At 67.1% G+C, this 24,392-nt stretch carries 20 protein-coding genes; 6 read left to right on the top strand and 14 right to left on the bottom strand.

The features are described from left to right. Positions 1-35 precede the first annotated feature (35 nt). Positions 36-392, top strand: coding sequence for a SirB2 family protein (locus tag HMPREF3014_RS18255; RefSeq protein WP_003093338.1), 357 nt, complete (start codon positions 36-38; stop codon positions 390-392). Here the strand turns inward: HMPREF3014_RS18255 and HMPREF3014_RS18250 are convergent, their stop codons facing one another. The 6 genes from HMPREF3014_RS18250 to HMPREF3014_RS18225 form a co-directional block, all read right to left on the bottom strand. Beyond that, positions 393-1,322, bottom strand: coding sequence for an NAD-dependent epimerase/dehydratase family protein (locus HMPREF3014_RS18250; RefSeq protein ID WP_003093339.1), 930 nt, complete (start codon positions 1,320-1,322; stop codon positions 393-395). It abuts the gene before it with no gap. Then, entirely contained in the window at positions 1,315-2,199 is an 885-nt protein-coding gene (locus tag HMPREF3014_RS18245; RefSeq protein WP_003113045.1) for a dTDP-4-dehydrorhamnose reductase, read from the bottom strand. Before HMPREF3014_RS18245 ends, HMPREF3014_RS18250 begins: the two co-directional genes overlap by 8 nt. Positions 2,200-2,467: 268 nt before the next feature. Next, a complete protein-coding gene (gene feaR, locus HMPREF3014_RS18240) occupies positions 2,468-3,418 on the bottom strand; it encodes a transcriptional regulator FeaR (protein ID WP_003105262.1) in 951 nt (316 codons plus the stop codon). 160 nt (positions 3,419-3,578) lie between these two features. Next, on the bottom strand, positions 3,579-4,157 hold the full coding sequence (locus HMPREF3014_RS18235; protein WP_003159319.1) for a DUF3156 family protein: 579 nt from the start codon (positions 4,155-4,157) through the stop codon (positions 3,579-3,581). Further along, entirely contained in the window at positions 4,132-5,622 is a 1,491-nt protein-coding gene (locus HMPREF3014_RS18230; RefSeq protein WP_003118227.1) for an APC family permease, read from the bottom strand. Before HMPREF3014_RS18230 ends, HMPREF3014_RS18235 begins: the two co-directional genes overlap by 26 nt. A 190-nt stretch (positions 5,623-5,812) precedes the next feature. Continuing rightward, the gene (locus HMPREF3014_RS18225; RefSeq protein ID WP_003113043.1) at positions 5,813-7,300 is read right to left on the bottom strand and encodes an aldehyde dehydrogenase family protein; all 1,488 of its coding nucleotides are present in this window, start codon (positions 7,298-7,300) and stop codon (positions 5,813-5,815) included. A gap of 228 nt (positions 7,301-7,528) precedes the next feature. Here HMPREF3014_RS18225 and HMPREF3014_RS18220 point away from each other — a divergent pair, with 228 nt between their 5' ends. Next, positions 7,529-8,197, top strand: coding sequence for a helix-turn-helix transcriptional regulator (locus tag HMPREF3014_RS18220; protein WP_014602497.1), 669 nt, complete (start codon positions 7,529-7,531; stop codon positions 8,195-8,197). Here the strand turns inward: HMPREF3014_RS18220 and HMPREF3014_RS18215 are convergent. Beyond that, positions 8,194-9,030 carry a class I SAM-dependent methyltransferase gene (locus HMPREF3014_RS18215; RefSeq protein WP_023086993.1) on the bottom strand — a complete coding sequence of 279 codons (837 nt, stop codon included), beginning with the start codon at positions 9,028-9,030 and terminating at the stop codon, positions 8,194-8,196. The genes HMPREF3014_RS18220 and HMPREF3014_RS18215 overlap by 4 nt on opposite strands. Positions 9,031-9,136: 106 nt before the next feature. Between HMPREF3014_RS18215 and HMPREF3014_RS18210 the strand changes: the two genes are divergently transcribed. The 4 genes from HMPREF3014_RS18210 (at position 9,137) to HMPREF3014_RS18195 (ending at position 13,679) form a co-directional block, all read left to right on the top strand. Then, positions 9,137-9,511 carry a hypothetical protein gene (locus HMPREF3014_RS18210; RefSeq protein ID WP_009313341.1) on the top strand — a complete coding sequence of 125 codons (375 nt, stop codon included), beginning with the start codon at positions 9,137-9,139 and terminating at the stop codon, positions 9,509-9,511. Beyond that, positions 9,508-9,714, top strand: a complete 207-nt coding sequence (locus HMPREF3014_RS18205) for a helix-turn-helix transcriptional regulator (RefSeq protein WP_003093358.1) — start codon at positions 9,508-9,510, stop codon at positions 9,712-9,714. The genes HMPREF3014_RS18210 and HMPREF3014_RS18205 overlap by 4 nt, the downstream gene beginning before the upstream one ends. Positions 9,715-9,924: 210 nt before the next feature. Continuing rightward, a complete protein-coding gene (locus HMPREF3014_RS18200; RefSeq protein ID WP_023086992.1) occupies positions 9,925-12,900 on the top strand; it encodes a non-ribosomal peptide synthetase in 2,976 nt (991 codons plus the stop codon). Positions 12,901-12,989: 89 nt separating this feature from the next. Next, positions 12,990-13,679, top strand: a complete 690-nt coding sequence (locus HMPREF3014_RS18195; protein ID WP_023086991.1) for an SDR family oxidoreductase — start codon at positions 12,990-12,992, stop codon at positions 13,677-13,679. 14 nt (positions 13,680-13,693) lie between these two features. On the opposite strand, the gene HMPREF3014_RS18190 is transcribed toward HMPREF3014_RS18195, so the two are convergent. The 7 genes from HMPREF3014_RS18190 to HMPREF3014_RS18160 form a co-directional block, all read right to left on the bottom strand. Next, complete coding sequence (locus tag HMPREF3014_RS18190; protein ID WP_003093364.1) at positions 13,694-14,338, bottom strand: response regulator; 645 nt, start codon at positions 14,336-14,338, stop codon at positions 13,694-13,696. Positions 14,339-14,982: 644 nt separating this feature from the next. Continuing rightward, positions 14,983-16,128: a fimbrial protein gene (locus HMPREF3014_RS18185; protein WP_003158814.1), complete on the bottom strand. Its 1,146-nt coding sequence runs from the start codon at positions 16,126-16,128 to the stop codon at positions 14,983-14,985. A 99-nt stretch (positions 16,129-16,227) separates the two neighbouring features. Then, positions 16,228-19,284 carry a two-partner secretion domain-containing protein gene (locus HMPREF3014_RS18180; RefSeq protein WP_023086990.1) on the bottom strand — a complete coding sequence of 1,019 codons (3,057 nt, stop codon included), beginning with the start codon at positions 19,282-19,284 and terminating at the stop codon, positions 16,228-16,230. An 87-nt stretch (positions 19,285-19,371) separates the two neighbouring features. Continuing rightward, positions 19,372-20,112, bottom strand: a complete 741-nt coding sequence (locus HMPREF3014_RS18175) for a fimbrial biogenesis chaperone (protein WP_023086989.1) — start codon at positions 20,110-20,112, stop codon at positions 19,372-19,374. Beyond that, positions 20,109-22,577, bottom strand: coding sequence for a fimbrial biogenesis outer membrane usher protein CupB3 (gene cupB3 / locus HMPREF3014_RS18170; protein WP_014833886.1), 2,469 nt, complete (start codon positions 22,575-22,577; stop codon positions 20,109-20,111). The genes HMPREF3014_RS18175 and cupB3 overlap by 4 nt, the downstream gene beginning before the upstream one ends. Before the next feature lie 387 nt (positions 22,578-22,964). Continuing rightward, positions 22,965-23,711 (bottom strand): molecular chaperone CupB2, encoded by a 747-nt coding sequence (gene cupB2 / locus HMPREF3014_RS18165; protein ID WP_003093375.1) that lies wholly within the window; start codon positions 23,709-23,711, stop codon positions 22,965-22,967. Positions 23,712-23,741: 30 nt separating this feature from the next. After that, positions 23,742-24,311 (bottom strand): fimbrial protein, encoded by a 570-nt coding sequence (locus tag HMPREF3014_RS18160; protein ID WP_003111034.1) that lies wholly within the window; start codon positions 24,309-24,311, stop codon positions 23,742-23,744. Positions 24,312-24,392: the final 81 nt, after the last annotated feature.

Raw genomic sequence — 24,392 nt, 5'->3', positions numbered from 1 at the left:
CGGGCGCCTTTTTTCATCCTGTGGAAACGGACCCCATGTACCTCTGGCTGAAGACCCTGCACATCACCTTCGCCCTCAGCAGCGCCGCCCTGTTCGTCTGGCGCCTGGCCTGGAACTGGTCGGGGCGCAAGGCCAGCGGCATCCGCCGCTGGGGACCGCACCTGGTGGACACCCTGCTGCTGCTCAGCGCGCTCGGCCTGGTGCACCTGGCGATGCCCTGGCCGCTGCCGCTCTGGCTGCTGGCGAAGCTGGGGCTGTTGCTGGGCTACATCGTCTGCGCGGCGTTCGCCCTGCGGATGGCGCGGGGCCCCGGCAAGGGCCTGCTCAGCGTCCTCAGCCTCACCCTGCTGGGCGGGATCTTCTACCTGGCGCTGAACAAGCCCTGGTGGTGATCAGCGGCCGAGCAGGCGCGCCAGGCCCACGCCCATCGGCGTCGGCTGGTCGAAGCGGAAACGCCGCAGCAGGCGCTCGTTGTTCGCCCGCGAATGCCTGATGTCACCGGCTCGCGCGTCGGCGTGGGTCACCGGCGGCAGGCCACCGAGTACCTGGCCAATCTCCGCCAGCAACTGCTTCAGGCTGATGCTGCGATTCAGGCCGACGTTCACCGCCCCGGGTTCCACCGCCGTCGCCTCCAGCGCCTGGACCAGGAAATCGACCAGGTCGGCGACGTAGATGAAGTCGCGGGTCTGCTCGCCGTCGCCGAACACGGTGATCGGCGTCCCCTTCAGGGCGCGCTCGGTGAATATGCTGATCACCCCGGAATAGGGCGAGGACGGGTCCTGGCGCGGCCCGTAGACGTTGAAGAAGCGGAAGATCGCCGGCTCCAGCCCATGCTGGCGGCGATAGAAATCGAGGTAGTACTCGCTGGCCAGCTTGTCCGACGCGTAGGGCGTCAGCGGCGACTTCGGGGTGTCTTCGTCGATCGCCGTGCCTTCGCCGTTCTGCCCGTAGACCGCTGCGCTGGAAGCGAACACCACGCGCTTCACGCCCTGCTCGCGCATCGCTTCGCAGAGGTTCAGGGTGGCGATGAAATTGCTCTGGTGGGTGGCGACCGGGTCGTCCACCGAGGCCTGTACCGAGGCGACCGCGGCCAGGTGGGCGACCGCCGCGCAGCCCTTCAGGGCGGCCGCCAGGGTCGCCGCGTCGGCGGCGTCGCCTTCGAGCAGCTCTACCCGTTCGTCGTCCAGGGGCAGGTTGTCGCGCTTGCCGGTGGACAGGTTGTCCAGCACACGCACGCGGTAGCCGCGCGCCAGCAGCGCGTCGGTCAGGTGGGAGCCGATGAAACCGGCGCCGCCGGTGATCAGGATGGGGCGTTCAAACATGCCTGTAGTACCTGTCCAATAGAGCCGGCAAACCTGCGCGCCAGGCGCGCGGCTTGATGCCGAAGGTGTGGAGGATCTTCTTGCAGACCATCACCGCGTGCTGCGGCTCGTCGAGCGCGTCCGGGCGCGCGGCATGGGCCTCCGCCGAAGGCTCCTGGATCAGGTTGGAGCGATAGGTACGCGCCTCGTTGAGGATCACCTGTCCCAGCGCCAGGGTGGTGGTCGCTTCCAGTCCGCCGTAGTGGTAGGTGCCCCACAGCGGCGCCTGGCAGTCGAGCTGCTTGAGCACCGAGAGCACCACCCGCGCGGCGTCGTCCACCGGCGTCGGGTTGCCGCGCCGGTCGTCGGCGAGGAACAGCGGCTGCGGTTGTTCGGCGCGGCTGAGGAAACGTCCCAGCAAGCCGTTCGGGCTTTCGTCCAGCAGCCAGCCGAAGCGGATCAGCACATGTCGCGGGCAGGCCGCGCGCACGCTCTGCTCCATGCGCCAGAGCGCCTGGCCGCGCAGGCCCAGCGGAAGGGTCTCGTCCTTCTCGCTGTAGGCGGTGGCGCGGGCGCCGTCGAAGACCCGGTAGCTGGACGGCTGGACCAGCAGGATCTCGTAGTGCTGGCAGAGCTCCGCGAGGCGCTCGACGGCGCGCTCCTGGGCGCCCAGGCGCTCCGCCTCGACCTGCTCGGCCTGGAACCAGTCGTGGTAGAAGGCGAGGTTGATCACCGCGTCGGGGCGCGTTTCGTCCAGCAGGGTGGTGAGGCTGGCGGCATCCCAGCCCTGCTCGGGTGGTCTGGGCGCGAGGAAACCGATGTCTTCCTCCGCCCCTAGGCGGATCAGCGCCTGTCCAAGGGCATTACCGCCGCCCAAAAGCATCAGGCGCATTCGCATGGTGTAGGGGGGCACTCGAAATCTGATAGTGAATAGCGACGCGGCGCACGCCCCAAGGCAATGACATCCTGCGCCTCGCTGGCGACATGAAAGGTGCGGGCATCGGGTGCTGCTTGTCGCGGCAGGTACCCCGGACAGCGCCGCCGTTATTTTCATGCAACCTGACACGCCGCATTCTTGCTGTGCCTCCGGTGAAGCGTCAAGCATTCACCGGGCCAGCTCCGCCTGCGGCGCGGATCGGCGGGACGAATGGCAGCGCGCGGCGGCGTCAGGCCGGTAGCGCGCCGGCCCGATAGTCCTTGGGCGAAACCTCGAACTGCTTCTTGAACGCCCGGCTGAAATGCGCCGAGTCGCTGAAACCCCACTTGAAGGCGATGGAGGTGATCGATTCGCCGCGCAGCCGTGGGTTGCCGAGGTCGGCGGCGCTGCGGCTGAGGCGCTGGCGGAGAATGTAGCGGCAGACGCTGTCGCCCTGCTCCTCGAACAACCGGTACAACTGGCGCACCGAGATGCGCAGGCGGCCGGCGAGCATGTCCGGACTCAGGCGCGGCTCCTGCAGGGATTGCTCGATCAGACGCTCCGCGTGCCGGCGCAGACTGTAGCCATAGAGCCCGGCCAGCGGTCCCTCCAATTCCTCGCCGGCGTGCTGTAGCGCCGGCCCGAGCAGGGCGATCAGCGCCTCCTGCAACGCCCCGCCCTCGTCCGCCACCGCCCACGGCTGCAGTTCTCCGGCGCACACCTGCTGCACCAGCAGGCTCAGCAGGCGACCGCTGGCGCAGTTCGGCGAGAGTTTGCCGAAGGCCCGCTGGCTGGGTGGCAGGTGCCGGCATACCTCTTCGCGGGAGAGATGGAACGAGGTGTGTTCGATGAGTCCGTGGGGAATGATCTCGCAGCCGCCCGCGGAGTCCATCAGCGCCATTTCCCCTGGCGCCAGCTCTATGCTGTCCCCACCCTGGCGCAGTTGCGCATGGCCGCTGCGCTGGACGACCAGGAAGCAGTGGCGGTCGTCGTCATGATCGGCATGGGTGGCCTGGCGGGCGATGCGCCCTGCGTTGGTGCGGATCTGCGCCAACTCCAGACCGCCGAGGTCCTGCCGCGAGATATCGCCGATGAACAGCGTCCGGTTCAGCGCGGGCTGCGATTCGAAGCGCCCGCAGACCTGGCGCAACGCCTGGTTCCAGGCTTCGAAGCTGTTGTGTGCGGAAGACAGGGTATGCACCGGGCACCTCCTGACGGCAACGGCCATCGTTATTGTTGTATGGCGCGGCAACTACCGAGCCACGCAGCGCTGCCGATATGATTAACATGTTATCGATATACCCACAAGCTAGCGCAAATGGACCGGCGGATACGCATCCGGGAGAGCCGGCAAGGGCCGTTCAGACGGGAGAAAGCAGGCGCTGCAATTGGGCGAAGGCGCCCAGCAGGGCCAGGCGCTGCTCGGCGACCAGAGGGATGTAGCGGCGATAGGCGGGGAAGCGGTTGACCACCTCGCACGCCCCCAGGTGTTCCAGGCTCACGGTCCAGCCCCTGTCGTCGCGGCAGAGGCGCAAACTCCGGAAGTCCAGCGGCATGAGCTGCTCCAGCAAGACCCGGTCGCCCCCCTGCAAGGCCTCCCGCAACGGCTCGAGCCCGCTCCCGCTGCGTACCTTGCAAAGGATGCCGCGACGCCGCAAGCAACCGGCGTGACGCAGCTCCAGGCTGGCCGGCGGCCCCCCGGGCGCCGCCACGAACAGGCTGAACTCGGTGCTGACGATATGCATGAACAGGTGCGCCTGGACCCGCTCGCGAACCTCGAGGCTCAGCTCTTTCGTACGCAGCAACAGCCTGCCGTCCTGCGCCTCGCCGTCGCACGCAGCCAGGTTGCGCCGCACCAGGGCCAGGGTGGCTCCGGGGCGATAGGCGGCTGGCCGCCAGTCGCGCCAGTGACGCTCATACCAGCGCGCCCAGGCGGACATGCGCCCTCTCCCGCTGCTGCTGGTCCTCTTCGGCGAATTCCTTCTCCAGCACCTCTTCCACCGCCAGCGGACGGAACGGATTCACCCGCTGTACGCACAGGGTCCAGAACAGGGCGTAGGCGGCCGCCAGGCCGAGCATCAGGGCGAACGGCAGGTAGATGTCGGCGGGATTCATCCCCGGCGGCGTGATGTAGAACATCCCCAGCAGGATTCCGGCGCTGGAGAATAGCTGCGGCAACGGGAACAGCGGCGAGCGGTAGGCGCGCGGCAGGTCCGGGCGACGGATGCGCAGCAGCACCACGGAGAGGGTCACCAGCAGGTAGGCGGTGCCCCAGGCGCAGACCGCAGCCAGGACCAGGTGGATGATCCCTTCGCTGTCGCCGCCCAGCCACCAGGCGTGCAGGCAGGGAATCGCCGCTGCCACGGCGATGCACAGCAACGGTGTCTTGAAGCGCGGGTGCAGGTAGGTGAAGGCCTTCGGCAAGGCGCCATCCAGCGCCATCCCGTAGAGAATCCGCGGCAGGCCGGCCATCAGGGTGTTGATGGTGGCGGCTCCGGCGAACAGCAGGCCCACGCCCAGCCAGATGCGTCCGAACGGTCCCATCACCTGCTCGGCGAATCGCGGGATCGCCATCGGCGTCTCCAGCAGGTGCAGGCCGCCGCCGAGGTCGAGGTTTTCCACCTGCCGGCGCATCGCCGCGCCATAGAGGAACATGCAGCAGGCCACCCCGATCAACCCCAGGGCCATCGCCCGCGGCAGGGTCCGCGAAGCGTGGCGCACCTCCGGCGCCAGCGGCGTGACGAATTCGCAACCGACGAACATGAACATCGCCATGCCCACCAGCGACAGCAGGGTCGGCAGGTCGTCGCCGACCATCGAGGCCCCGAACCAGCCCTGCAACCCCACCGCGGGCAGGCGCAACAGGCCGGCCACGGCGAAGATCATCAGGGTGCTCCACATGCCGAAGGTGAGGATCACTTCGGCGCGACCGAAGGCGGTGATCCCCAGCGCATTCAGCAGGCCGAAGCAGAGCACCATGCCGACGCCCACCAGCCAGGCGCCGCCGCCCGGCTCGGTGAGGGTATTCAGCGACTCGAAGTTGACCAGCGCCATGGTGCCGCTGAGCATGGTCTCGGCGGTGCCGGCGAACACATGGACGATCAGGTAGGCCGACAGCGTGCCGGTGATCGCGAAGAAGCGCCCGAGGCCGCACGACAGGTAGTCGTAGACCGAGCCACGGGTCGGCAGCAGGCAGGCGGCCTCGGCGAAGGTGGTGGACTGCGCCAGCATCAGCAGCAGCGCCACCAGCATCGCCACGGCGAAGGTTCCGCCGCCCAGGCCGAAGCCGGTGGTGGCGGTGAGGATCACCGGGCTGGCCATGATCAACCCGACCGAACTGGCCAGGGCGGTGGGGAAACCAACCCGCCCGCGGAGCAGGTGCTGGGTGAGTCTGGAGTTGGACATCGACGTATCCTCGACGGCAGCGTTGCTGTTGTTGTTCTTGCGTCAGGCCCTGCCAGGGCGCGCCAGGCGCCCTGCGGGACGCGCCGGCGTCCCGTACGCTCCGCCGGCAGGCGAAGCGTGTCGAACAAAAGGCTGCCGCGGAGGGCAGCGAAAGAGCCGAACGAATCAGCTCACCCCGATTTCATCGATATCAGTAGGCGATGCACACCGACTTGTTCTCGGTGTACGCCTCGATCGCCGCATGGCCCATCTCGCGACCGATGCCGGACTGCTTGAAGCCGCCGAACGGCATCGACGGGTCGAGCAGGTTGTGGGCGTTCACCCATACCGTGCCGGCCTTGATCCTGGGCACCAGGTCCATGACCTGGCGCAGGTCGTTGGACCAGATGCTCGCACCGAGCCCGTAGATGCTGTCGTTGGCCAGACGCACCGCTTCGTCGAGATCGTCGAAGGGCGTCGCCACCAGCACCGGCCCGAAGATTTCCTCGCGCACCACCTGCATCCCCGGGGTGACGTCGGCAAGGATCGTCGGCTGCACGTAGAACCCCGTCTCGCCCTGGCGCGCCCCGCCGCAGACCACGCTGGCGCCCTCGGCCACCCCGCTTTCGATCATCCCCAGCACCCGCTCCTGCTGCCTGGCCGAGACCAGCGGGTTGATCTGCGTGGTCGGATCCAGGCCGGGGCCGATGCTCAGGTCGCCGGCGATGGCCGCCAGGCGCTCCAGCACCTGGTCGAAACGCTTGCGCTGCACATAGAGGCGCGAACCAGCGGTGCAGACCTGCCCCTGGTTGAAGAAGATCGCGCCGGCGGAACCGGCGGCAGCCATGTCCAGGCTGGTGTCATCGAGGATGATCACCGGGGATTTGCCGCCGAGTTCGAGGGAAAAACGCGTCATGTTCTCCACCGCCGCATGCCCGATCAGCTTGCCCACCGGGGTCGAGCCGGTGAACGCCAGCTTGTCGATGCCCGGGTGCGCCGCCAGTGCCGCGCCGGCCTCGGCGCCCGTGCCGGTGACGATGTTCACCACCCCTGGCGGAATCCCCGCCTCCAGGCACAACTGGCCGAGGCGCAGGGCGGTCAGCGGGGTTTCGTCGGCCGGTTTGAGGACTACGGTGCAGCCGCAGGCCAGGGCCGGGACGATCTTCCAGATCGCCATCAGCAAGGGGAAATTCCACGGCACGATGGCTCCGACCACGCCCACCGGCTCCGGCACCGTGTAGGCCCGGTAGCGCGCGCCTGGGACCGCAGCGATCGACAGGTCGAGGCTGCGGCCCTCGATCTTGGTCGCCCAGCCGGCCATGTAGCGGATGAACTCGACCGAGGCGCCGACCTCCAGGGCCCGCGACAGGTTGATCGACTTGCCGTTGTTCAGGGTCTCCAGCTGCGCCAGTTGCTCGCCATGCGCCTCGATCCGTTCCGCCAGTCGCAGCAGCAGGCGCTCGCGATCGGCAGGGCGCTGGCCTGCCCAGTTGCCTTCGAACGCACGCCGCGCGGCGGCGACCGCCCGATCGACGTCTTCGGCGCCGGCGCGGGCCACGCGCGCCAGCTCGGCACCGGTCGCCGGGTCGTACAGCGGCATGTCGGCGCCGGAACGCGCCGGCCCGGACTCGCCGTCGATCAGCAGGCCATGGGGACTGCGCAAGAAGGCGCTGACGGACGGGTCGATGGCAATACTCATGTGTGCTCCTCGGCTTGGCGACGGCGCTGCGTCATGCATGCGCCTACTACCCGGGAATACTCTGGACCCGCCGCTCCCCCGCTCGCTTGCTCCAGCCTGCCGGGTTTCTTGCCGCTGCCTGCCAAGCCAGGCAGAGAGAGACAAGACGGCACGCCGGGGCATGGACATTCTGCCCGGCAGGCGGGACAGTGGACGTCCCGCCGCCTCGTCCCACGGGAGCCCCGCGCCATGCCTTCGACCCTGTCGCCCGACCTCGGCCCGCGCTGCATGCAGGCCTTCACCCAGGTGGTGCCGGCCAGCCTGTGCGTGTTCTATCGCATCGACGAGGATTGCCGCGCACACGATTTCCAGCTCCTGCGGATGCCGGCCGGCATGCACCGCGACTACCTGCGCCACTACCGCGACTACGATCCGCTGCAGCCGCGCCACTGCCTGGCCAACGCTTCGCCGGTGGTGCCGCTGCGCCAGGGCATCGCCCACCAGCCCGCGGAGGACAGCGCGCTGTACCAGGGCTTCCTGCGACGCCACGGGATCTGCGACGTGGTCGAGGTGCTGGCGCATGCGCATCAGCGTCCGGTCGCGGCCCTGTCGTTGCTGCGCGACGCCCGCCTAGGGGCCTTCTCCGACCAGGAGCTGCGACAGTTGCGCGCCCTGCATGGCCTGATGGAGCTGGCGGCGCAGGCATGCGCCACGCCAACGGCCAGCGCCGAGCGCCTGCAAGGCCTGACACCGAGGGAACGGGAGATCGCCCTGCTGCTGCGCGACGGCGTCAGCAACAAATGCCTGGCGCAGTGCCTCGGACTCGGCCTGCCGACGGTGAAGACCCACCTGCTCAACCTGTTCCGCAAGACCGGCGCGCGCAGCCGCACCGAGCTGGTGAAGCGACTCTTCCTCTAGCCGCGCGCGGCCTGGGGGCTGCGCGCCTCCAGCCAGAAGAGGAACTGCCGCACCGCCAGCGGCTTGCCGCTCTCGTGCAGGCCGCGCAGGCGCTCGCGGTGGCGCCTGAAGGAAAAACCGGGAAATACCCAGGGCAGGTTCAACAGGTACCAGGCCAGGGCGCCGACATCGGCGAAGTGCAACACCTCCCAACCTTCGCCGCCTGCCACCGGCGGCAACTCCGCGGCCTCCAGCTGGGCCCGGGCGAAACCCAGGTTCCAGTGCGGCGCCTCCGGCGTCGGCGCCGGTTCGCCGAGCAACGCATAGAACTCGCGGTTGAAGTCGCCGGCCACCTGCTGGGTGAGGAAACAGCCGCCGGGCGCCAGCACCCGCCGGACCTCCGATGGCAGATAGGACTCGTGGCGGTTGCCGACCAGGTCGAAGGTGCCATCGGCGAACGGCAACGCCCCGCCGCCATCGCCCTCCCGGCCCTGGCGATGGTTGTCCGGCGCGCCCTCCACCTCGACCACGCGGATGCCCAGGGGCTCCAGGCGACCCCGGGCAATCTCCAGGTTGGGCGCCCAGCCCTCGGTAGCCACGGTGAGCGGCGGACGATACGGCAGCCGGCTCAACCGTTCGCCGCCGCCGGTGCCCATGTCCAGCAGGCTGGCGGCGGCCCGGCAGCGCTCCAGCATGCGCCCCGGGAAATCCCATGGCGGCGGTTCCAGGCGGATGCGTCCGCCATAGTCGTATTCCCAGCCGCGCATCGGTGTGCGGCCGGCTTCCACCAGCAGCGCGTCGAATTCGTCGCCCGTCGCCATTTCGCCGTTCTCCCAGAGACCGCCCGCTACCATCCCCGAGTCTCCTCGCCAAGGCAAGCCCATGGAGAATGTAAAGCTTGCTTGACAAAGAAGAGCATCCCGGCCAATGTAAAGCCCCCTTTACATGGACGGTTCAACCATGACCCACAAACGTTTCTTCCTCGAACTGCTTCTCGCGCTGGTCGCCTATGCCGCTGCCGTTCTGATCAGCGGCCAGTTGCTGGCAGGCACGGAACCGGGCGCCGGCCGGGTCTTCCTCGCCCTGCTGCCGGTGCCACCGATGGTCGCCCTGGCGCTGGTGGTGATCCGTTACCTGCGGCGCCTCGACGAAATGGCCCGGCGCATCCATCTCGAAGCCCTCGCCCTGGCCTTCGTCGGCACCGCCCTGCTCACCTTCGCCTACGGTTTCCTCGAAACCACCGGCTTTCCGAAACTCTCGATGTTCTTCGTCTGGCCCCTGATGGGCGCGTTCTGGGCCATCGGCTGCGTCCTGGGACTGAGGCGCTACGCATGAGGAACCGGGTTCGCGAGTTGCGCGCGGAGCGCGGCTGGTCACAGGCGGAGCTGGCCGGAAAGCTGGAGGTATCGCGGCAGACGGTGAACGCCATCGAAACCGGCCGCTACGACCCAAGCCTGCCCTTGGCCTTCAAGCTCGCCCGGGTGTTCGGACTGGCGATAGAAGCGATCTTCGACGACCGGGAAGGCCAGCTGGACTGAGTCCGGTCCCGCTGCCGAAAATGTTCGGGGCGCCCCCTGGCGACCCCGGCGGCGAGCCCCCCTTACCCTGTACCAAATGGCAGTTGCCGCATTTCCCCTCGGGGCTAGCCTTGGACCAGGCCTATCGCCAGCCTTCCCCCTGGTCCCCGCTCGATACGCTGAAAAACCACGGATAACGTCTTTTCAACCGGCAAGACAGGAGTCTCAGCCATGTCGAAAGATTCTGTTCTTGGCTTATTCAGGCAACACGCAGATACCCATCCCGAACGCCCCGCCCTCGTCGATCGCGAGCGCTCGTTCAGCTACCGCGAACTCGACCGACTCAGCGACCGGCTGGCCGCCCACCTGGCCAGGCGCGGCGTCGCCCGGGGCGAGCGGCTGCCCCTGCTGGCCGAACGCTCGGCCGAACTGGTCATCGCCATCCTGGCGGCCGCCAAGTGCGCAGCGGCCTACGTACCGGTGGACCGTCGGCAACCCGACAGGCGCAAGCGGGAAATCCTCCGCCAGTGCCAAGCCCCCTTGGCCCTCGCCACCCAGGCCGAGGACCTGCCGGGGCAACCGGTGGAGGCCATCGCACAGGCGCTCGCGACGAGTGCGGCGGGTGCCGCGCCGAGACCGGCGCTCGACGGCAGCGAAGCGCTGTATGTGATCTTCACCTCGGGCACCACCGGCGAACCCAAGGGCGTGGTGATCGAGAGTCGCTCCCTGGCCAACCTCGTGGGCTGGCACAACCGGCGCTTCAATATGGATCAACGGAGCCGCACCACCCTGATGGCCGGCGTCGGCTTCGACGTTTGCCAATGGGAAATCTGGTCCACCCTGTGCGCAGGCGCCTGCCTCCACCTGGTGCCCGACGAGGTGCGCCCGGACCCGGCGGCGCTGCTGGCATTCTTCGCCGAGCAGCGGATCAGCCATGCCTTCGCGCCTACCGTGATGGTCCCTGCGCTGGTGGAGCAACCCGCTCCGCCGTCGCTGGCGCTGCGCTACCTGTTCTGCGCCGGGGAAAAACTGCCGCCGGTCGCAACCGGCGGGCTGCCCTATACCGTGGTGGATTACTACGGCCCGACCGAAGCCACGGTCTTCGCCACCTGCCGCATCGTCGACGCCGAAGCTCATCGGCGGCCCGCCTCGATCGGCACGCCCATCGACGGTTGCGAGGCATTCATTCTCGACGCCGACGACCGGCCTTGCCATGGCGACCGGCCCGGCGAGCTGAACCTGGCGGGCGTCTGCCTAGCGCGCGAATACCTGCGCGACCCGGACATGACCGCCAGGCGCTTCCACTACTCGCAGGCACTGCGGCGCCGGCTCTATCGCACCGGCGACAAGGCCCGCTGGCTGGCCGACGGCAGCCTGCAGTTCCTCGGTCGGCTGGACGACCAGGTGAAGATCCGCGGCCACCGCGTCGAACTCGGCGACGTCGAAGCCGCGCTGCTGCGCCAGCCGGCGATCCATGGCGCGGTGGTGCTGGCGCATGCCGACCCACGCTGCGGTAGCCAGCAATTGAGCGCCTTCGTGGTCCCCCGCCAGCGGGGCGGCGATGCCAGGGCCGTGCTCGCCGCCATCAAGACCGCCCTGCGCCAGGAACTGCCCGACTACATGCTGCCCAGCCGCTATCTGTCGCTGGACAGCCTGCCGACCACGGTCAACGGCAAGATCGACCGCCAGGCCCTGCGTCGACGCCTGGAGGAACAATGCCAGGAACGACTCGACGAGCAACGCTTCGGCACCCCCGGCGAACTGCAAGTGGCCCTGGCCTGGCAGGAAGTGCTGGGGCATACCGACTTCGGCCTGGACGACAGCTTCTTCGAGGTCGGCGGCCATTCCCTGCTGGCCGCCGCCCTGGTGCGCGAACTGAGCCGACGCTTCGGCAACCGTGCCTACATCCACGACATCTACCGCACCCCGAGCGTACGCCAACTGGCGGCCAGCCTGGCGCGGCGCGCCGGCGAAGCGCCGCCGGCGCTGGACAGCGAACCGGCCCAGGAGCTGCAACGGGACGTGCGCCTGCCCGCCGACGTGGATTTCAGTCGGCCCATGGACGCCGCCCAGTTGCTCGCGCCACGGCACATCCTGCTCACCGGCGCCAGCGGGCTGATGGGCGCCCACCTGCTCGCCGAGCTGCTGGCCAGCCGCGAGGCCGACCTGCATTGTCCGGTCCGTGCGCAAAACGACGCCCACGCCCTCGAACGCCTGCGCCAGGCCGCCCGGCAGCACCGCATCGAACTCGCCGAGTCGGACTGGCGACGGGTCAGGGCCTACGCCGCCGACCTCGCCGAACCAGGCTTCGGACTACCGGCGGAAACCTATCGCGAGCTGGCCGGCAGCGTCGACCAGGTCTTCCATTCCGCCAGCGCGGTGAACTTCATCCAGCCGTACAGCTACATGAAGCGCGACAACGTCGAGGGGCTCGGCCAGGTCCTGCGCTTCTGCGCCAGCGGCCGCTGCAAGCCGCTGATGCTGCTGTCGAGCATCTCGGTGTACAGCTGGGGCCACCTGCATACCGGCAAGCGCCTGATGCGCGAGGACGACGACATCGACCAGAACCTGCCGGCGGTGGTCACCGACATGGGCTACGTGCGCAGCAAATGGGTGATGGAAAAGATCGCCGACCTCGCCGCTGAACGCGGCCTGCCGCTGATGACCTTCCGCCTCGGCTACGCCACCTGCCACAGCCGTACCGGCGCCTACGCCGACTACCAGTGGTGGAGCCGGCTGGCGCGGACCTGCCTGGAGTACCGGGCCGTGCCGCTCCTGCGCGAGCTGCGCGAGGGCCTGACCACGGTGGACTACATGGTAGAGGCGATCAGCGTCATCGCCCGCCAGCCTTCGGCGCTGGGCAAGAAATTCAACCTGGTGCCGAGCATTCCGCGCTGCCTGACCCTGGACGAGTTCTTCGGCCGTCTCGGGCGACGCGCCGGGCGTCCCCTTCGGCAGATGCCGTTCGACGACTGGGTAAGTCTCTGGGAAGACAATCGCGACGCCCCGCTCTATCCCCTGCTGAGCATGTTCCGCGACAACATGTACGCCGGCCGCAGCACCGTCGAGTTGTACCAGGACACCTATCTCTGGGACTGCACCAACGTCGAGGAACACCTGCGCGGGAGCGCCGTGCGCGAGCCGGAGTTCGACGACCGCCTGCTCGACCTGTACCTCGCCGGCCTGGGCGGCAGCGCCATGCGGTAAGGTCGAGGCCGCCGCGGCCGGTCGCCGCGGCGGTTACCGCAGCGGGACGCGCTTGGGTATCCTGTCCGCTTTATCGCCCGGAGAACCTCATGCACAACGTTCTGATCGTCGGCGCCTCGCGCGGCATCGGCCTGGGACTGGCGGATGCCTTCCTGCAACGCGGCGCACAGGTATTCGCCGTCGCCCGGCGACCGCAAGGCTCTCCCGGGCTACAGGCACTGGCGGAGCGGGCCGGGGAGCGCTTGCAAGCGGTGACCGGCGACCTCAACCAACACGATTGCGCCGAACGCATTGGCAAGATGCTGGGCGAGCGGCGGATCGATCGCCTGATCGTCAACGCCGGCATCTACGGCCCGCAGCAACAGGATGTGGCGGAAATCGACGCCGAGCAGACCGCCCAGCTATTCCTGACCAACGCCATCGCGCCGCTGCGCCTGGCCAGGGCACTGTCCGGACGGGTTAGCCGGGGTGGCGTGGTGGCGTTCATGAGTTCGCAGATGGCCAGCCTGGCGCTGGGCCTGTCGGCCACGATGCCGCTCTACGGCGCCAGCAAGGCGGCGCTGAACAGCCTGGTACGCAGTTGGGAGGGCGAGTTCGAGGAGTTGCCGTTCAGCCTGTTGCTCCTGCATCCCGGCTGGGTGCGTACCGAAATGGGCGGCGACAGCGCGCCGCTGAGCGTCGAGGAAAGCGCCGCCGGACTGGTCGCGGCGGTGGAGGATGCCGCGGGCGTGAATGCCTGTCGCTTCGTCGATTATCGGAACCAGCCGCTGCCCTGGTGAAGCGGGCCGATCCGTCAGGGCATCCGGCAATAGCCCTCGGCCGCATACCTGATGAGGTCGGCATCGCGCTTGATGCCGAGCTTCTTCATGGCACTGACCTTCTGCGTACTGATGGTCTGCACGCTGCGATGCGAGCGCTCGGCGATCTCGGTGATGGTCAGTCCGGAGCCGAACAGACGGACGATTTCCGCCTCCCGGGGCGTCAGCCGTTCGTTGTGCGAGGAAAGCACCTGGTTGACGAAGATGTCCCTGATCGACGGCGAGAAATACTGGTTTCGCGAATAGGCCGCGCTCACCGCCGCCAGCAGGTGACTGGTCGAGTCGGACTTGCTGAGGATGCAATTGATACCCTGCTTGAGAATGGCCCGGATAAGGCCCGGATTGTTCAGCATGGTAAAGACAACCAATTGCAGATGCGGATAACGTCGCCGCAGCAATGACAACAATGCCAGTCCATCGCCATATTTCCCGCCCGGCATCGTATAGTCGACGATAACGACATCGCAGTCGCCTTCGTCGAGCCGGCCGATCAACTCGGTAGAATTGGAAACTTGACCGAGCATCTCCAAAGAACCGCACTGACTCAGTTCGTAGGAAATACCCAGCGAAATGGCGGGATGATCATCCGCAACCATTACGCGAATGCGATGTAGGGACATCCTTGCGTCTCCTTAAGCGGTACACGGCAGGCGAAAGCGTTACCAGGAAACCTGTGGTCTCGGTCATGCCTGCCGCAGGCAGGCGGCCGCCGCTCGGCCGGCAAGGAGGAAAGCGCGGTCCGGAATCCGCCGACGCCACTGCCCCGGTTCAAAGTGAACATGTGTATTTTCTAGTGAAACCGACGATATTTAATATAGTAAAACTACTATTTTTTCGCCTCGTAAACTAACAACAAAGACACTTGAAACAGCCCCCGAAAAACGTCTACGTAGACACTTATGAAAAACGATGAAATACGAAACGGACAAGCCAGAGCAGCAAAAAGTTTGAAAAAAGAGTTCCGCGACAAGCTGAAACTATCGCCTGGAAAATAGCGTTCGTTTATTTGCGCGAAATCCTACCGAGGAAACTTGCATATCCCTCAGAAAGCCTTCGCCCATACGCAATATCGGTATTCCGTGTGCGGGAATGGCATGTGCGCACGAGACCCAGGACGAGCAGCGGAGCGATATGCAGAGCGCCTTCGGCGATCTGCAACCACTGGAGGTGAGGGGCCGAGCCTTCGCGAGGGCTGGCGCGAAAGCGGCCGACGGCGCTTCCCGAGGCGGGGCGGGAAACGCCGGGGAAAGAGCGGCGGCGCCGCTCAGGGGAAGGTAAACGTGAACTCGGCGGCGCCGTCGGCGACCCCGGCCTTCAATTCGCCCTCCGCGCCGATACGGATGTAGGCGGCACTCAGCGGGAGGTCGGCGCTGTCGCCGACACGCCGCATCGGGTAGGGCGTGCCGTCGAAACGTATCCGCTGCTGGTCCAGGCCGTTCTTCACGACGATGCCGAACCCCGCCGCGCCGCCGCTCTTCAAGCTGAGGATCGTCGGGTCCGCTTGCTGCGCCGAGACATACTTGTCGCGGAAAGCGATTTCCGGCTTGGCCAGCGCCGCACACTCGCTGAGAGAGATATCGAAGGAGCGCTCCGTGGAGGTGTCGTTGACCCGCGGGAAGTTCTTCAACGCGACGCTACCCAGTTTGACGTTGATTTCCCGTCCCACCTCGACCTTGCATTTCTTCGGGATCGGCGGCGGCGGGGGACCGCCGCCGATCCCGATGGAGGCCGGGCCGATCAGCGAATAGGGCTTTCGGCAAACCCCGGTGGGGTAGTTGTCCGCAGGCACCGCCAGGACGCTGCCGATGGACGCTTCGCCCTTCAGCCTGTCCACCGCCCAGAGATTCAGGGTGGCGCTGCCGGATACGCTGGTTACCTTCAGGTCGCCGGCAGGCAACTCGCCGGGGTCGACCGTCAGGACCAGTTCCTGTAGGTAGTCGCTGGTCGTGCTTCCGGAAAAGCTCGTGACTCGCTTGTCCAGCGCATGGGGCTGGTTGTCGACCGGAATCACCCGCTTGACGCCGTCCTGGGCATCCACCGAGATCCGATAGCCGATGCCTTTGACGTCGGACGCCACCGTGCCGTAAGGCCCCGGAAAGCCCACCCCGGACCAGTTCCCCCCGATGACCAGCTCATGCGCCTCCTGGGAAGCCTGGGGCTTGTAGTTCAGGAACAGGCTCACCGGCCTGGCGAACAGCACCGTGCCTTTCGCCGTGCCGCTGGTCAGCTCGTTCACCACACGCCAGGGCAAGCCTTTGCCATTGCCGAACGAGCAGTTCAGGGCGACCTCGTTCAGGGCCCAGGCCTGGCCGCCGGTCAGGCAGCAGAGGCCGAGAACGAGCGCCTGCCGAGCCTGCGCGCCAGGCCGGCGGCGCAGGGAAACGCGGCCGGGAAATAACCTCATGCTCATGGAACTCTCCAAGATTGCGCCTGCGGAAGAGGGCCACACTCCAGGCGAGAGCGGCCCCGGCCGGGAAGGGAGGTCCGCCAGGGACCTCCCCTGCCGGCCTTACCAGATGTTGCCGTAGTCGATACCGGCAGGCGGCAGGAGCGCCGCCTCGCCGATCACGTAGTTGCCGCCCAGGACCCCATGGTTCTCGCCGACCTGCGCACCGTAGATCTGGCCGTAATGGGACTGAGGCTTGAAGTCGATCTTGCCGCTGACGCCGGAGTACTCGATCGATCCCAGGTTGACGCCGGCCAGCCCGCCCATGGAGACGTAGTAGTCGCCACTGACGGTGCCTTCCGACATGGACGAAACGATGCGTCCCTGGATCTGGTTCTCGCCGACCAGGCCGCCGATGCGGCTGCGCCCGCCGCTGTTGACGGTACTGCTGCTGCGCGCCGACAGGATCGAACCGGCGTTGCTGCCGACCAGGCCGCCAACCGACGCACTCGCAGCGGCGCTGACCCTGCCGCTGGTATCCACGTTGACCAGTTCGCCGCCGTTGTGGCCGACGAGCCCGCCCACCAGGCTGTTGAACCCGCCGCTCACGTCGCCGCGCGAGATCGCATGGGCGACGGAACCGCCGAGGTTGTGTCCAATCAGCCCGCCGACGCGACTGTTGCTGCCGCCGCTGACCTTGCCCGTCGCCTCGGCGGTCTCGATGGCGCTCTGGCTATTGTTGCCGACCAGCCCGCCCAGATCCGCGCCGCCCTGGTCCGTGACGCTGCCGCTGGCTTTCAGGTTTCCGAGCATGCCGTTGCCTTCTGCCTTGCCGATCAGCCCGCCGGTCGCCAGGCCGCCCTTGCTGTACACCGACCCGCTCGCCTGCGAGCGGAATATCTCGCCGCCGGAACTCAGGCCGACCAGCCCGCCGGTATTCCCCGCGCCGCTGGCCTCCACCTGGCCGCTGGCGCTACTATCGGAGACGTGGCCGAACATGTTGTAGCCGACCAGGCCGCCGACGTTCAGGCCGGGCCGGTAGGTCTCGACCTTCCCCTGGCTGCCGGACGCCCTGATCATGCCCTTCGCATTCAGTCCGACCAGGCCGCCGACGCCGCCCAGGCTGTTGCGCTCGGTGGACTGTGCAGCCACATGGACGTTGCTGTGGGCGTTCTCGATGACCGCCTCCGGCCCCCAGGCAGTGGTGAAGTTCTCCCCCACCAGACCGCCGACCGCCGTGCTCGCCGCATAACCGGTGACGCCGCCGCTGACGGATGCGTTCGCGATCTGCCCGCTGATATTGCGCCCGACCAGGCCGCCCAGTGCGTTGGAGCGCAGTCGGCTGCCGACGACCGAGACCCCGCTGGCGCTGACGTTGGCGATGCGGCCGCTGTTGATCCCGACCAGGGCGCCGAGCGAAGACGGTCCGGAGCCGTAGGTGTTATCGGATACCCGCAGGTTGTTCAGCTTCAGGTTGCTCAGGGTGCCCGAGGAGCGGGCGAACAGCCCGACATTCGGCCCGGTGTTGCTGATCGAGAGATTGCCGATGCTGTTGCCGAGACCGTCCAGGGTGCCGCTGAAAACGCCGGCGGGCCCGCCGATGGATTGCAGCGCCGTGCAGTAATAGCTGCCGCCCAGGATATTGCCGCCGAGCACGTACAGGCCGTCCAGGTTCTTGTTGATCGCCTGCAACTGCGCCAGGTTCTGCACCACCGTGTAGTAATAGCCACCGGAGACGTAGGTCGCGTTGGCCCCGGCCAGGGAGACCGACGCCGTGCCGTTCACCCGGTGGCCTTCGCCGGCATCCATGGCCAGCGCGCTGCCAGCCCCGCCGAGAACGATCTTGTCATTGATATCGATAGCGCCTTCGGCCTTCAGCTCCAGCCCAGCCTTGGCGCCACTGGCATTCAGCCTGCCATTCAACGTCAGGTCGGCCGCGGAGCCCAGCCCCAGCCGGTTGCCCGATGCCCAGCTCACCGAGCCGTCGAGGTCCAGGTCGCCCTTGGTCGAAACCAGTTCGATATTGGTGCTCGCCAGGTTCCGCGACAGGGTGTCGGCATGAACGGTGACGCCATCCGACACCGCCGACGGGCGCACGTCGATCTTGTCGGCGGCAATCTTCCAGGTGCCGTTGAGGCCATTGCTGGCGAGCGTGTTCACCTGAGTGCCCAGGGCCACTTCCACCGCCTGCCCCCGGACCTCGACCGTGCCGCCGTGCCCCGGACCTTTCAGCGCATTGGCGGACAAGGCGCCTCCCACCATGACCTTGCCGTCCGGGCCGCCATCGAGCACGATCCGCCCGTTCTTGCCGCGCAGCGAACGGGCCTCGATGGCACCCTGGGAGTTCACCACCGTGTTGAGCAGCGCATTGGCGGTCCTGGCCGCCATCAGGACTCGCCCCCCGTCGGCCTTGAGCAGGCCGCCGTTGCTTGCCAGCGCATTGGCGACCCCGGCGTCGACGCGGATGTCGAGCAGCTTGTTGCCGTCGAAATTCAGCGTCAGGTCGCTGCCCGCGCCGAGCCCGACACCGCCCATCTGCGCCAGGACCGTCCCGCGGTTGTCGACCTGCGCGCCCAGCAGGGCGATGCTGCCGCCTTCTGCCGCGGTGATGGCGCCCCCGTGGTTGAGGACACCGTTGGTAGAGGGACCCGTGAAACGGTATCTGGAGGAGTTGCCGTTGAACTCGGCATCCGTGATGTCCAGCGTGGAAGCCACCAGGCCGCCGACATTGACCTGGGCACCGCGACCGAAGAGCACGCCGTTGGGGTTGACCAGGAAGACCTGGCCGTTGGCATCGATCCGACCCTGGATATCGCTGGCCTTGGTGCCGATCACCCGATTCAGGGCGATCGAGCTACTGCTCGGCTGGTTGAAGATCACCCGCTCGCCGGCGGCAACGCTGAAGGAATCCCAGTTGGCGATGAGCTTGTCGACCTTCTGGTTGACCGACAGGCTGTTGCCGCCCGACAGGTGTATCTCCCCGTTCGCGCTCCCGCCGACCACCGTTCCCCCGCTTGGCAGCGCATAGGCCGGAGCCAGGGCCGTGGCGCCCAGCAGGGCCAGGGCGGAGGCGATCGCCGCCTTGGCGCCGGCGGGCTTGCCGCGCCTGCGACTGCCTTCGCTGACGACGTTCCAGCAGCCCTGGGATACGTTCCAGACCAGTGCATAGCATTTGTTCATGTGCTTCCTTCCTCCAGTGAAACCCCGCGACCTATTCGCAGGGCCGTGCTACGGCAGGAGCCCAACTCCCCGGGCCCTGCCGAACTCCTACGGGTATCTCTCTGCCGGCGCGTCGCCACGCTCGATCTGGCCGTCATCCCCCACCGCATCGAAATGGACCCGCGCCGCCTCGCCGGGCACGGCCGGCAGACTCAACGGGGTAAGGGCGAAAGGCGGCAGGGTGACGCTGCCGAGGGACATGGCGAGGTCGCCCTCGCCCAGCTCCAGGCGCACCAGGGAAACGTGATAGGGACTGCGGTTGTCCGCCTCCAGCAGCGCCCGCTGCCCCGGCCGTACCGCCGGACGCAGGCGCCAGACGACCTGGCGCGCGGCGGCTCGCGGATCGCCGGCCAGACCCTGCGGACGGAACAGGAGCTTCATCCGCAGGCGGTAGCTCACCAGCAGCAGGTTGCCGCTGCCGTCCTCCCGCCCCGGCACCTCCAGCAGGTTGACCCAGAACAGCGATTCCCGGTCGTCCGGCAGCGGCTCGCCGGTATGGCGAAGCTGGAGCGCCTGGGTCTCCTGCGGGTCCATACGCAACAGCGGCGGCGACAGGATGAACGGCACCGTGACAGCGCTCGGGTCCGCCGTCTCGTCGCCGCGATCGAGCCAGGTCTGGACCAGGGCCGGGCGCGTCCCGACGTTACCGACGCGGATCGTCAGCGCGGAAACGCCCGCCGGATAGATGAAACGGGTCCCGATCACGGACAGCGAGGCGGAGGCATCGGCCACCAGCGCCACCAGCAGGACCCAGGCCGTGCTGCATCGTCCCAGGCCGACGCCGGTCACAGCGTGCGCTCCCGGTCGGCGGCCGACGCCGGGCGACATGCCAGTTGCAGGACGGGAGGCGTCGTCTCGCGCGGGCCCAGCGCATAGTCGACCAGGCACTGCTGCTGCGGCTCGTTGCCCCAGCGCACCCGAACCGAGCCGCGATCCTGCTCGACCCGCAGCACCAGGCGGCTGCCCTGGCCGACGGCGCCCACCGACTGCCCGCTGTGGGCATCGAGCACTTCCGCGGCGAACGGCAGGGGCTCGCCGCTGGGCATCCGGCTATCCACCAGCAAGGGCCTTGCCACCCGCGTCGGATAGTCGAGGCGCACCACCGCTCCGGCGGTGGGCGCCACGTTGCGCGAACTGGACCTCAGTTCGATCTCGTCGGCCATGCCGTTGGGGTCGAGGTCGACGCTGTTCAACTGGTAGGGCAGCAGGTTGGGAATCACCGCATAGCCGTGGCGGTCGATCCGGCTTCCCGAGTAGCCGGCAGCCGCGCCCCTGGCATTTGGCGCGTGGACCAGGCCGATCGTCTCGCCCAGGGTTTGTGCCGCGGTGATCCCGCCGCTGTGCGCGACCAGGCCCCCCGCGGCCTTGACCGACAACTGCCGATAGCCCGGTCCCTGCGAGAGGCTGGAGCCGAGTTCGACCTGCGGCAGTCGATAGTCGAGGCTGGCGCTCTTCGAGGTCTGCCGGCTGTCGCGGTCATGGGAGGCCGACAGCGAGTAGGAGGCCTCGCCACGCTTGCCCAGCATGCCGGAAACCCCGCTGGTGAGCTGGGTTCCGCTGTTGCTGTCGCGGGTCAGGTAGCTGCTCAGGGTCGGCGACCCGCGTCCAGCGCCGCCGAGCGGAATGGACAGGTTCAGGCTGAACAGCGTGCTGGTCTCGCCGCGCCTGTCACCGCTGGAAAAGCCTTCGTACTGGCTGCGCAGGCGTTGCGCGGAAATGGAGTAGCTGACGTCGCGCCACTGGTTGCTGTAGCCGACGGAGAAGTTGACCGCCCGCCCGCCGCCGCTCCAGTAGCGCTGCGAGGAGCCGTTCAGGTAAAGGTTGCCGCCGTTGCCCAGTTGCTGGCTGATGTTGGCGTCGAGACGATTGCGCAAGCGCGAGAACGACTCCAGCGGCTCGCCTCGCTCTACCCGGTCCTGCATGAAGGCCGCGTCGCGCAGGCCGAGATAGCCGCCGGTGGAGTAGCGATAGGCGAGCAGCGAAAAGTTGGTGCCGGTGTTCGGCAGGTTCTTGCTGTAGGCGAGGCGGTAACTGGAGCCGCTAAGGCGGTCGCCGCCGGGAACCTCGGTACGCGCCAGCGTCACGTCACCGGAGAATCCGCCCACCGGCGTGTTCAGCGCCGCGCCCATCAATCCGGACATGTAGCTGCCGGTGAAGGCCCCGCCCGCGTATGCGGTGACGTCGTTGCCCAGGCCGCGCTGGTAGACGCCCTGCAGCATGTTCGGCCGACGCTCCAGGCTGGGATCGTTGAGCCGCCCGGCCGTCAGGCTGTAGCGCGTGGTTCCGGGGCGCAGCAGTTGCACGGTGGTGGCGAACGGCACGATGAAACTGCGGACTTCCCCGCTGGCTTCGGTCACCCGCACTTCCAGGTCCCCGCCATAGCTGGCGGTCTGCAGTTCGTCGAGAGCGAACGCCCCGGGTGCCACCGTGGTTTCGTAGATGAGGTAGCCGCGCTGGTAGACCGATACCCGCGCATTGGTACTGGCGGTCCCACGGACCACCGGAGCGTAATAGCGCAGCGAATCCGGCAGCATCCGGTCATCGCTGGAAAGCTGCACGCCACGGAAGGACACCGCATCGAAGAACTCGCTGCTGGTGGAGTTTTCTCCCAGCAACAACTGCGCACGCCAGGCCGGCAGGTCGGTCTGCACATAGGTGGCGCTGCGCTGGTAGTGGCTGCCCATGCGGCGCGACCAGGTGGCCGTGCCGTTGTGGCGCAGGCGCGCCCGCCCGAAATTGAAGCCGGCGTTCATCCCGGCATAGCCGCTGGTGGCGCTCCTGCCGTGGTTTTCCCTGACGTGGAGATTGCTGTTGTAGTTGAGCAAGGCGGCGGAAATGCCGCTGTCCCAGCTCGCCGGATCGACATAGGTCTTCGAAGAATCCAGGCTCAGGTAATAGCTGGGCACCGAGACATAGACCGACTGCTCGGCGATATCGAGCTTGACCCGGGCCCCCGGCACATAGCGCTCGAGCGGGTCGCAGTGCAAACCTTCGGGCAGAGGATCGCGAGCCGAGGAACGGTCCTGGCCACGCGCGCTCTTCTCCAGGTCGATGCCCGCCCGCTCCAGCAGGCCCCGGTCGTAGCAGAAGACCGCGCTTTCCCGCCCCGGCTGGCGGCGCAGCTCGACTTCCTCGACGCCACGCCATCGGCTGTTGAGCAGCAGGTCGAGGCGATAGCGGCCTGGCTCGATGACGTCGCCACGCTCGAAACGCGACGTATCGATCGAGCGTCCGCCCGGCCCCAGGGCCAGCATCTGCGCGTCGAAGACGATCCGCCGCGACGGTGCGTCCAACCCACCGGCCGGTGACGCAACGGCCGCCGCGGGCGCCTGCGGCTGTTTCGCCGGTGCTCCCGTCCTGGCCTCCTTCGCCTTCGCCCCGGCTACGCCGGCGGTGCCGACGGAGGACCAGGACTGGCAGGAGGACAGCGAAGGAAACAGTGCCAGCAGACAGGCGAATCGCAGGGAACGAACGGCGATCCCTCCCTGTATCGCCATTCGCAACAGGGCGACCTGCCCACCGTAAGCGGGAGCGGACAAGCACCTATGAAGAGAAACTTTGGGCATATGTAATCCCTGCAGCGATTTTAAAATCGCCACTCATATGTCGGGCCGTAAGTAAAAAGCGGGGAAACGGAGGGGTTATTTGCCGAGTGCCCTATCGAGGGTATTGCGGCCACCGTAATCGTTGATGACTTCGTATCTGACGGAAGCGGCTTCCATGTTCTTCGGATTTCCCTGCCAGTCGAACTCCTTCGTCGAGAATGGCGCGACCATTCCCTTTCCCACGGACATGACACGGCCATCGACAATCAATTCGACGCTGGCGAACGAAACGTAGTAAGGCGTCGGATTATTTACCTGTACTACGGTCTTTTTTCCTGCTCCCCCTGACTCCAGAAACTTCCATTGAAGTTTCCCGGCAGCCGAATCGACACTCTTCAACTGGCTGGGTCGAAAGAAGAGCTTGAAGCGCGAACGAAAGGAAAACTGCAATGCATTGTTTTCGTCTTCGTCCCTGGGCGGAACTTCCAGGATATTCAGCCAGAACAGCGATTCGCGATCCGTCGGCAACGGGGCCTTCAGGTAGGCGATGCGCAATACGGCGCCGCCATTGGGGTCCACTCGCGTCACGGCCGGCGTGACGCTGAAGGGGACCTGCAGTTCCTCGGGGGGAACGTCCTGCCGGCCATCGTCGATCCAGGCTTGCGCCAGCACGGGAGTGCCGGACGTATTGCTGACCCGCAAGGTGACCTCGCGCTCGCTGGCCGGAAAGACGACGCGAGTGCCCTGTGCGATCAGCCCGGCATGAGCCGTTCCGGCGCACAGGGCGATGGCCACGGCGCTTGCCGCCACGAAAGAATGAAAACGATGCATTAGCGGCGCCATGGCCTCACCTCTTCGTCCGTCGACCGCCGCTTACTCGTACGCCAGGAGGTAGCGGATATGGGACAGGCCGGTACCCGCGATCACGGTCTTCTCGGTGGACACATAGGAGGCCTTGTACTTCAGGGTCGCCGTGTTCTTGTCGATGGTTGCCTTCTGCGGGGCGGCCTCGACCAAGCCCAGCGGGATCTTCGTGGTGTTGGCCGCCGAATTGTTGAAGATCTGGATCTGCACGCCCTTGGCTTTCGACGGCCCCATCAGCATCAGGTTGCCGCTGATACGGTCGACGTTGGTGACCGTATCGAAGGCGATGGAAACCTTCTTGTCATTGGTGCAGCCGGCACCGGAGAGGACCAGATCGAACTCCTGGAAAGTGGAGTTGGTTCCGACGGCGGTGAAATGGGTCGGCGCCACGATACCCAGGTCGACGTTGGTGACGTTGCCCGCACCCGGCGCCTGGCCGTTGATATCGCACGCGACGTCGGTGATGTTGCCCGAGAAGTTGACGATCCCATCGACCGCATGGGCCACGGGGGACATCAGCGCGAGAAGGGTGCCCGACGCAACGAGGGGCGCAAGAATTGCACGTTTGAACTTGTTCATCTGATTTCCTTTGGAGTTGTGGAACATCCTGGCTGCTCCCTGGAGAGCCGATGCAGTACGAACCGGCCAAGGTAGCCAAGC

The organism is Pseudomonas sp. HMSC065H01, from assembly GCF_001815235.1.
GTDB lineage: Bacteria > Pseudomonadota > Gammaproteobacteria > Pseudomonadales > Pseudomonadaceae > Pseudomonas > Pseudomonas aeruginosa.
The sequence above is the reverse complement of the archived record's forward strand: the minus strand, read 5'-3'. Positions and strand labels throughout refer to the sequence as shown.

Excerpts from the sequence above, each read along its gene's own strand:
- HMPREF3014_RS18255 (WP_003093338.1), top strand. The coding sequence starts at position 36 with ATGTACCTCTGGCTGAAGACCCTGCACATCACCTTCGCCCTCAGCAGC.
- HMPREF3014_RS18250 (WP_003093339.1), bottom strand. The coding sequence starts at position 1,322 with ATGTTTGAACGCCCCATCCTGATCACCGGCGGCGCCGGTTTCATCGGC.
- HMPREF3014_RS18245 (WP_003113045.1), bottom strand. The coding sequence starts at position 2,199 with ATGCGAATGCGCCTGATGCTTTTGGGCGGCGGTAATGCCCTTGGACAG.
- HMPREF3014_RS18235 (WP_003159319.1), bottom strand. The coding sequence starts at position 4,157 with ATGTCCGCCTGGGCGCGCTGGTATGAGCGTCACTGGCGCGACTGGCGG.
- HMPREF3014_RS18230 (WP_003118227.1), bottom strand. The coding sequence starts at position 5,622 with ATGTCCAACTCCAGACTCACCCAGCACCTGCTCCGCGGGCGGGTTGGT.
- HMPREF3014_RS18225 (WP_003113043.1), bottom strand. The coding sequence starts at position 7,300 with ATGAGTATTGCCATCGACCCGTCCGTCAGCGCCTTCTTGCGCAGTCCC.
- HMPREF3014_RS18220 (WP_014602497.1), top strand. The coding sequence starts at position 7,529 with ATGCCTTCGACCCTGTCGCCCGACCTCGGCCCGCGCTGCATGCAGGCC.
- HMPREF3014_RS18215 (WP_023086993.1), bottom strand. The coding sequence starts at position 9,030 with ATGGTAGCGGGCGGTCTCTGGGAGAACGGCGAAATGGCGACGGGCGAC.
- HMPREF3014_RS18210 (WP_009313341.1), top strand. The coding sequence starts at position 9,137 with ATGACCCACAAACGTTTCTTCCTCGAACTGCTTCTCGCGCTGGTCGCC.
- HMPREF3014_RS18205 (WP_003093358.1), top strand. The coding sequence starts at position 9,508 with ATGAGGAACCGGGTTCGCGAGTTGCGCGCGGAGCGCGGCTGGTCACAG.
- HMPREF3014_RS18200 (WP_023086992.1), top strand. The coding sequence starts at position 9,925 with ATGTCGAAAGATTCTGTTCTTGGCTTATTCAGGCAACACGCAGATACC.
- HMPREF3014_RS18195 (WP_023086991.1), top strand. The coding sequence starts at position 12,990 with ATGCACAACGTTCTGATCGTCGGCGCCTCGCGCGGCATCGGCCTGGGA.
- HMPREF3014_RS18190 (WP_003093364.1), bottom strand. The coding sequence starts at position 14,338 with ATGTCCCTACATCGCATTCGCGTAATGGTTGCGGATGATCATCCCGCC.
- HMPREF3014_RS18185 (WP_003158814.1), bottom strand. The coding sequence starts at position 16,128 with ATGAGCATGAGGTTATTTCCCGGCCGCGTTTCCCTGCGCCGCCGGCCT.
- HMPREF3014_RS18180 (WP_023086990.1), bottom strand. The coding sequence starts at position 19,284 with ATGAACAAATGCTATGCACTGGTCTGGAACGTATCCCAGGGCTGCTGG.
- cupB3 (WP_014833886.1), bottom strand. The coding sequence starts at position 22,577 with ATGCTGGCCCTGGGGCCGGGCGGACGCTCGATCGATACGTCGCGTTTC.
- cupB2 (WP_003093375.1), bottom strand. The coding sequence starts at position 23,711 with ATGGCGCCGCTAATGCATCGTTTTCATTCTTTCGTGGCGGCAAGCGCC.
- HMPREF3014_RS18160 (WP_003111034.1), bottom strand. The coding sequence starts at position 24,311 with ATGAACAAGTTCAAACGTGCAATTCTTGCGCCCCTCGTTGCGTCGGGC.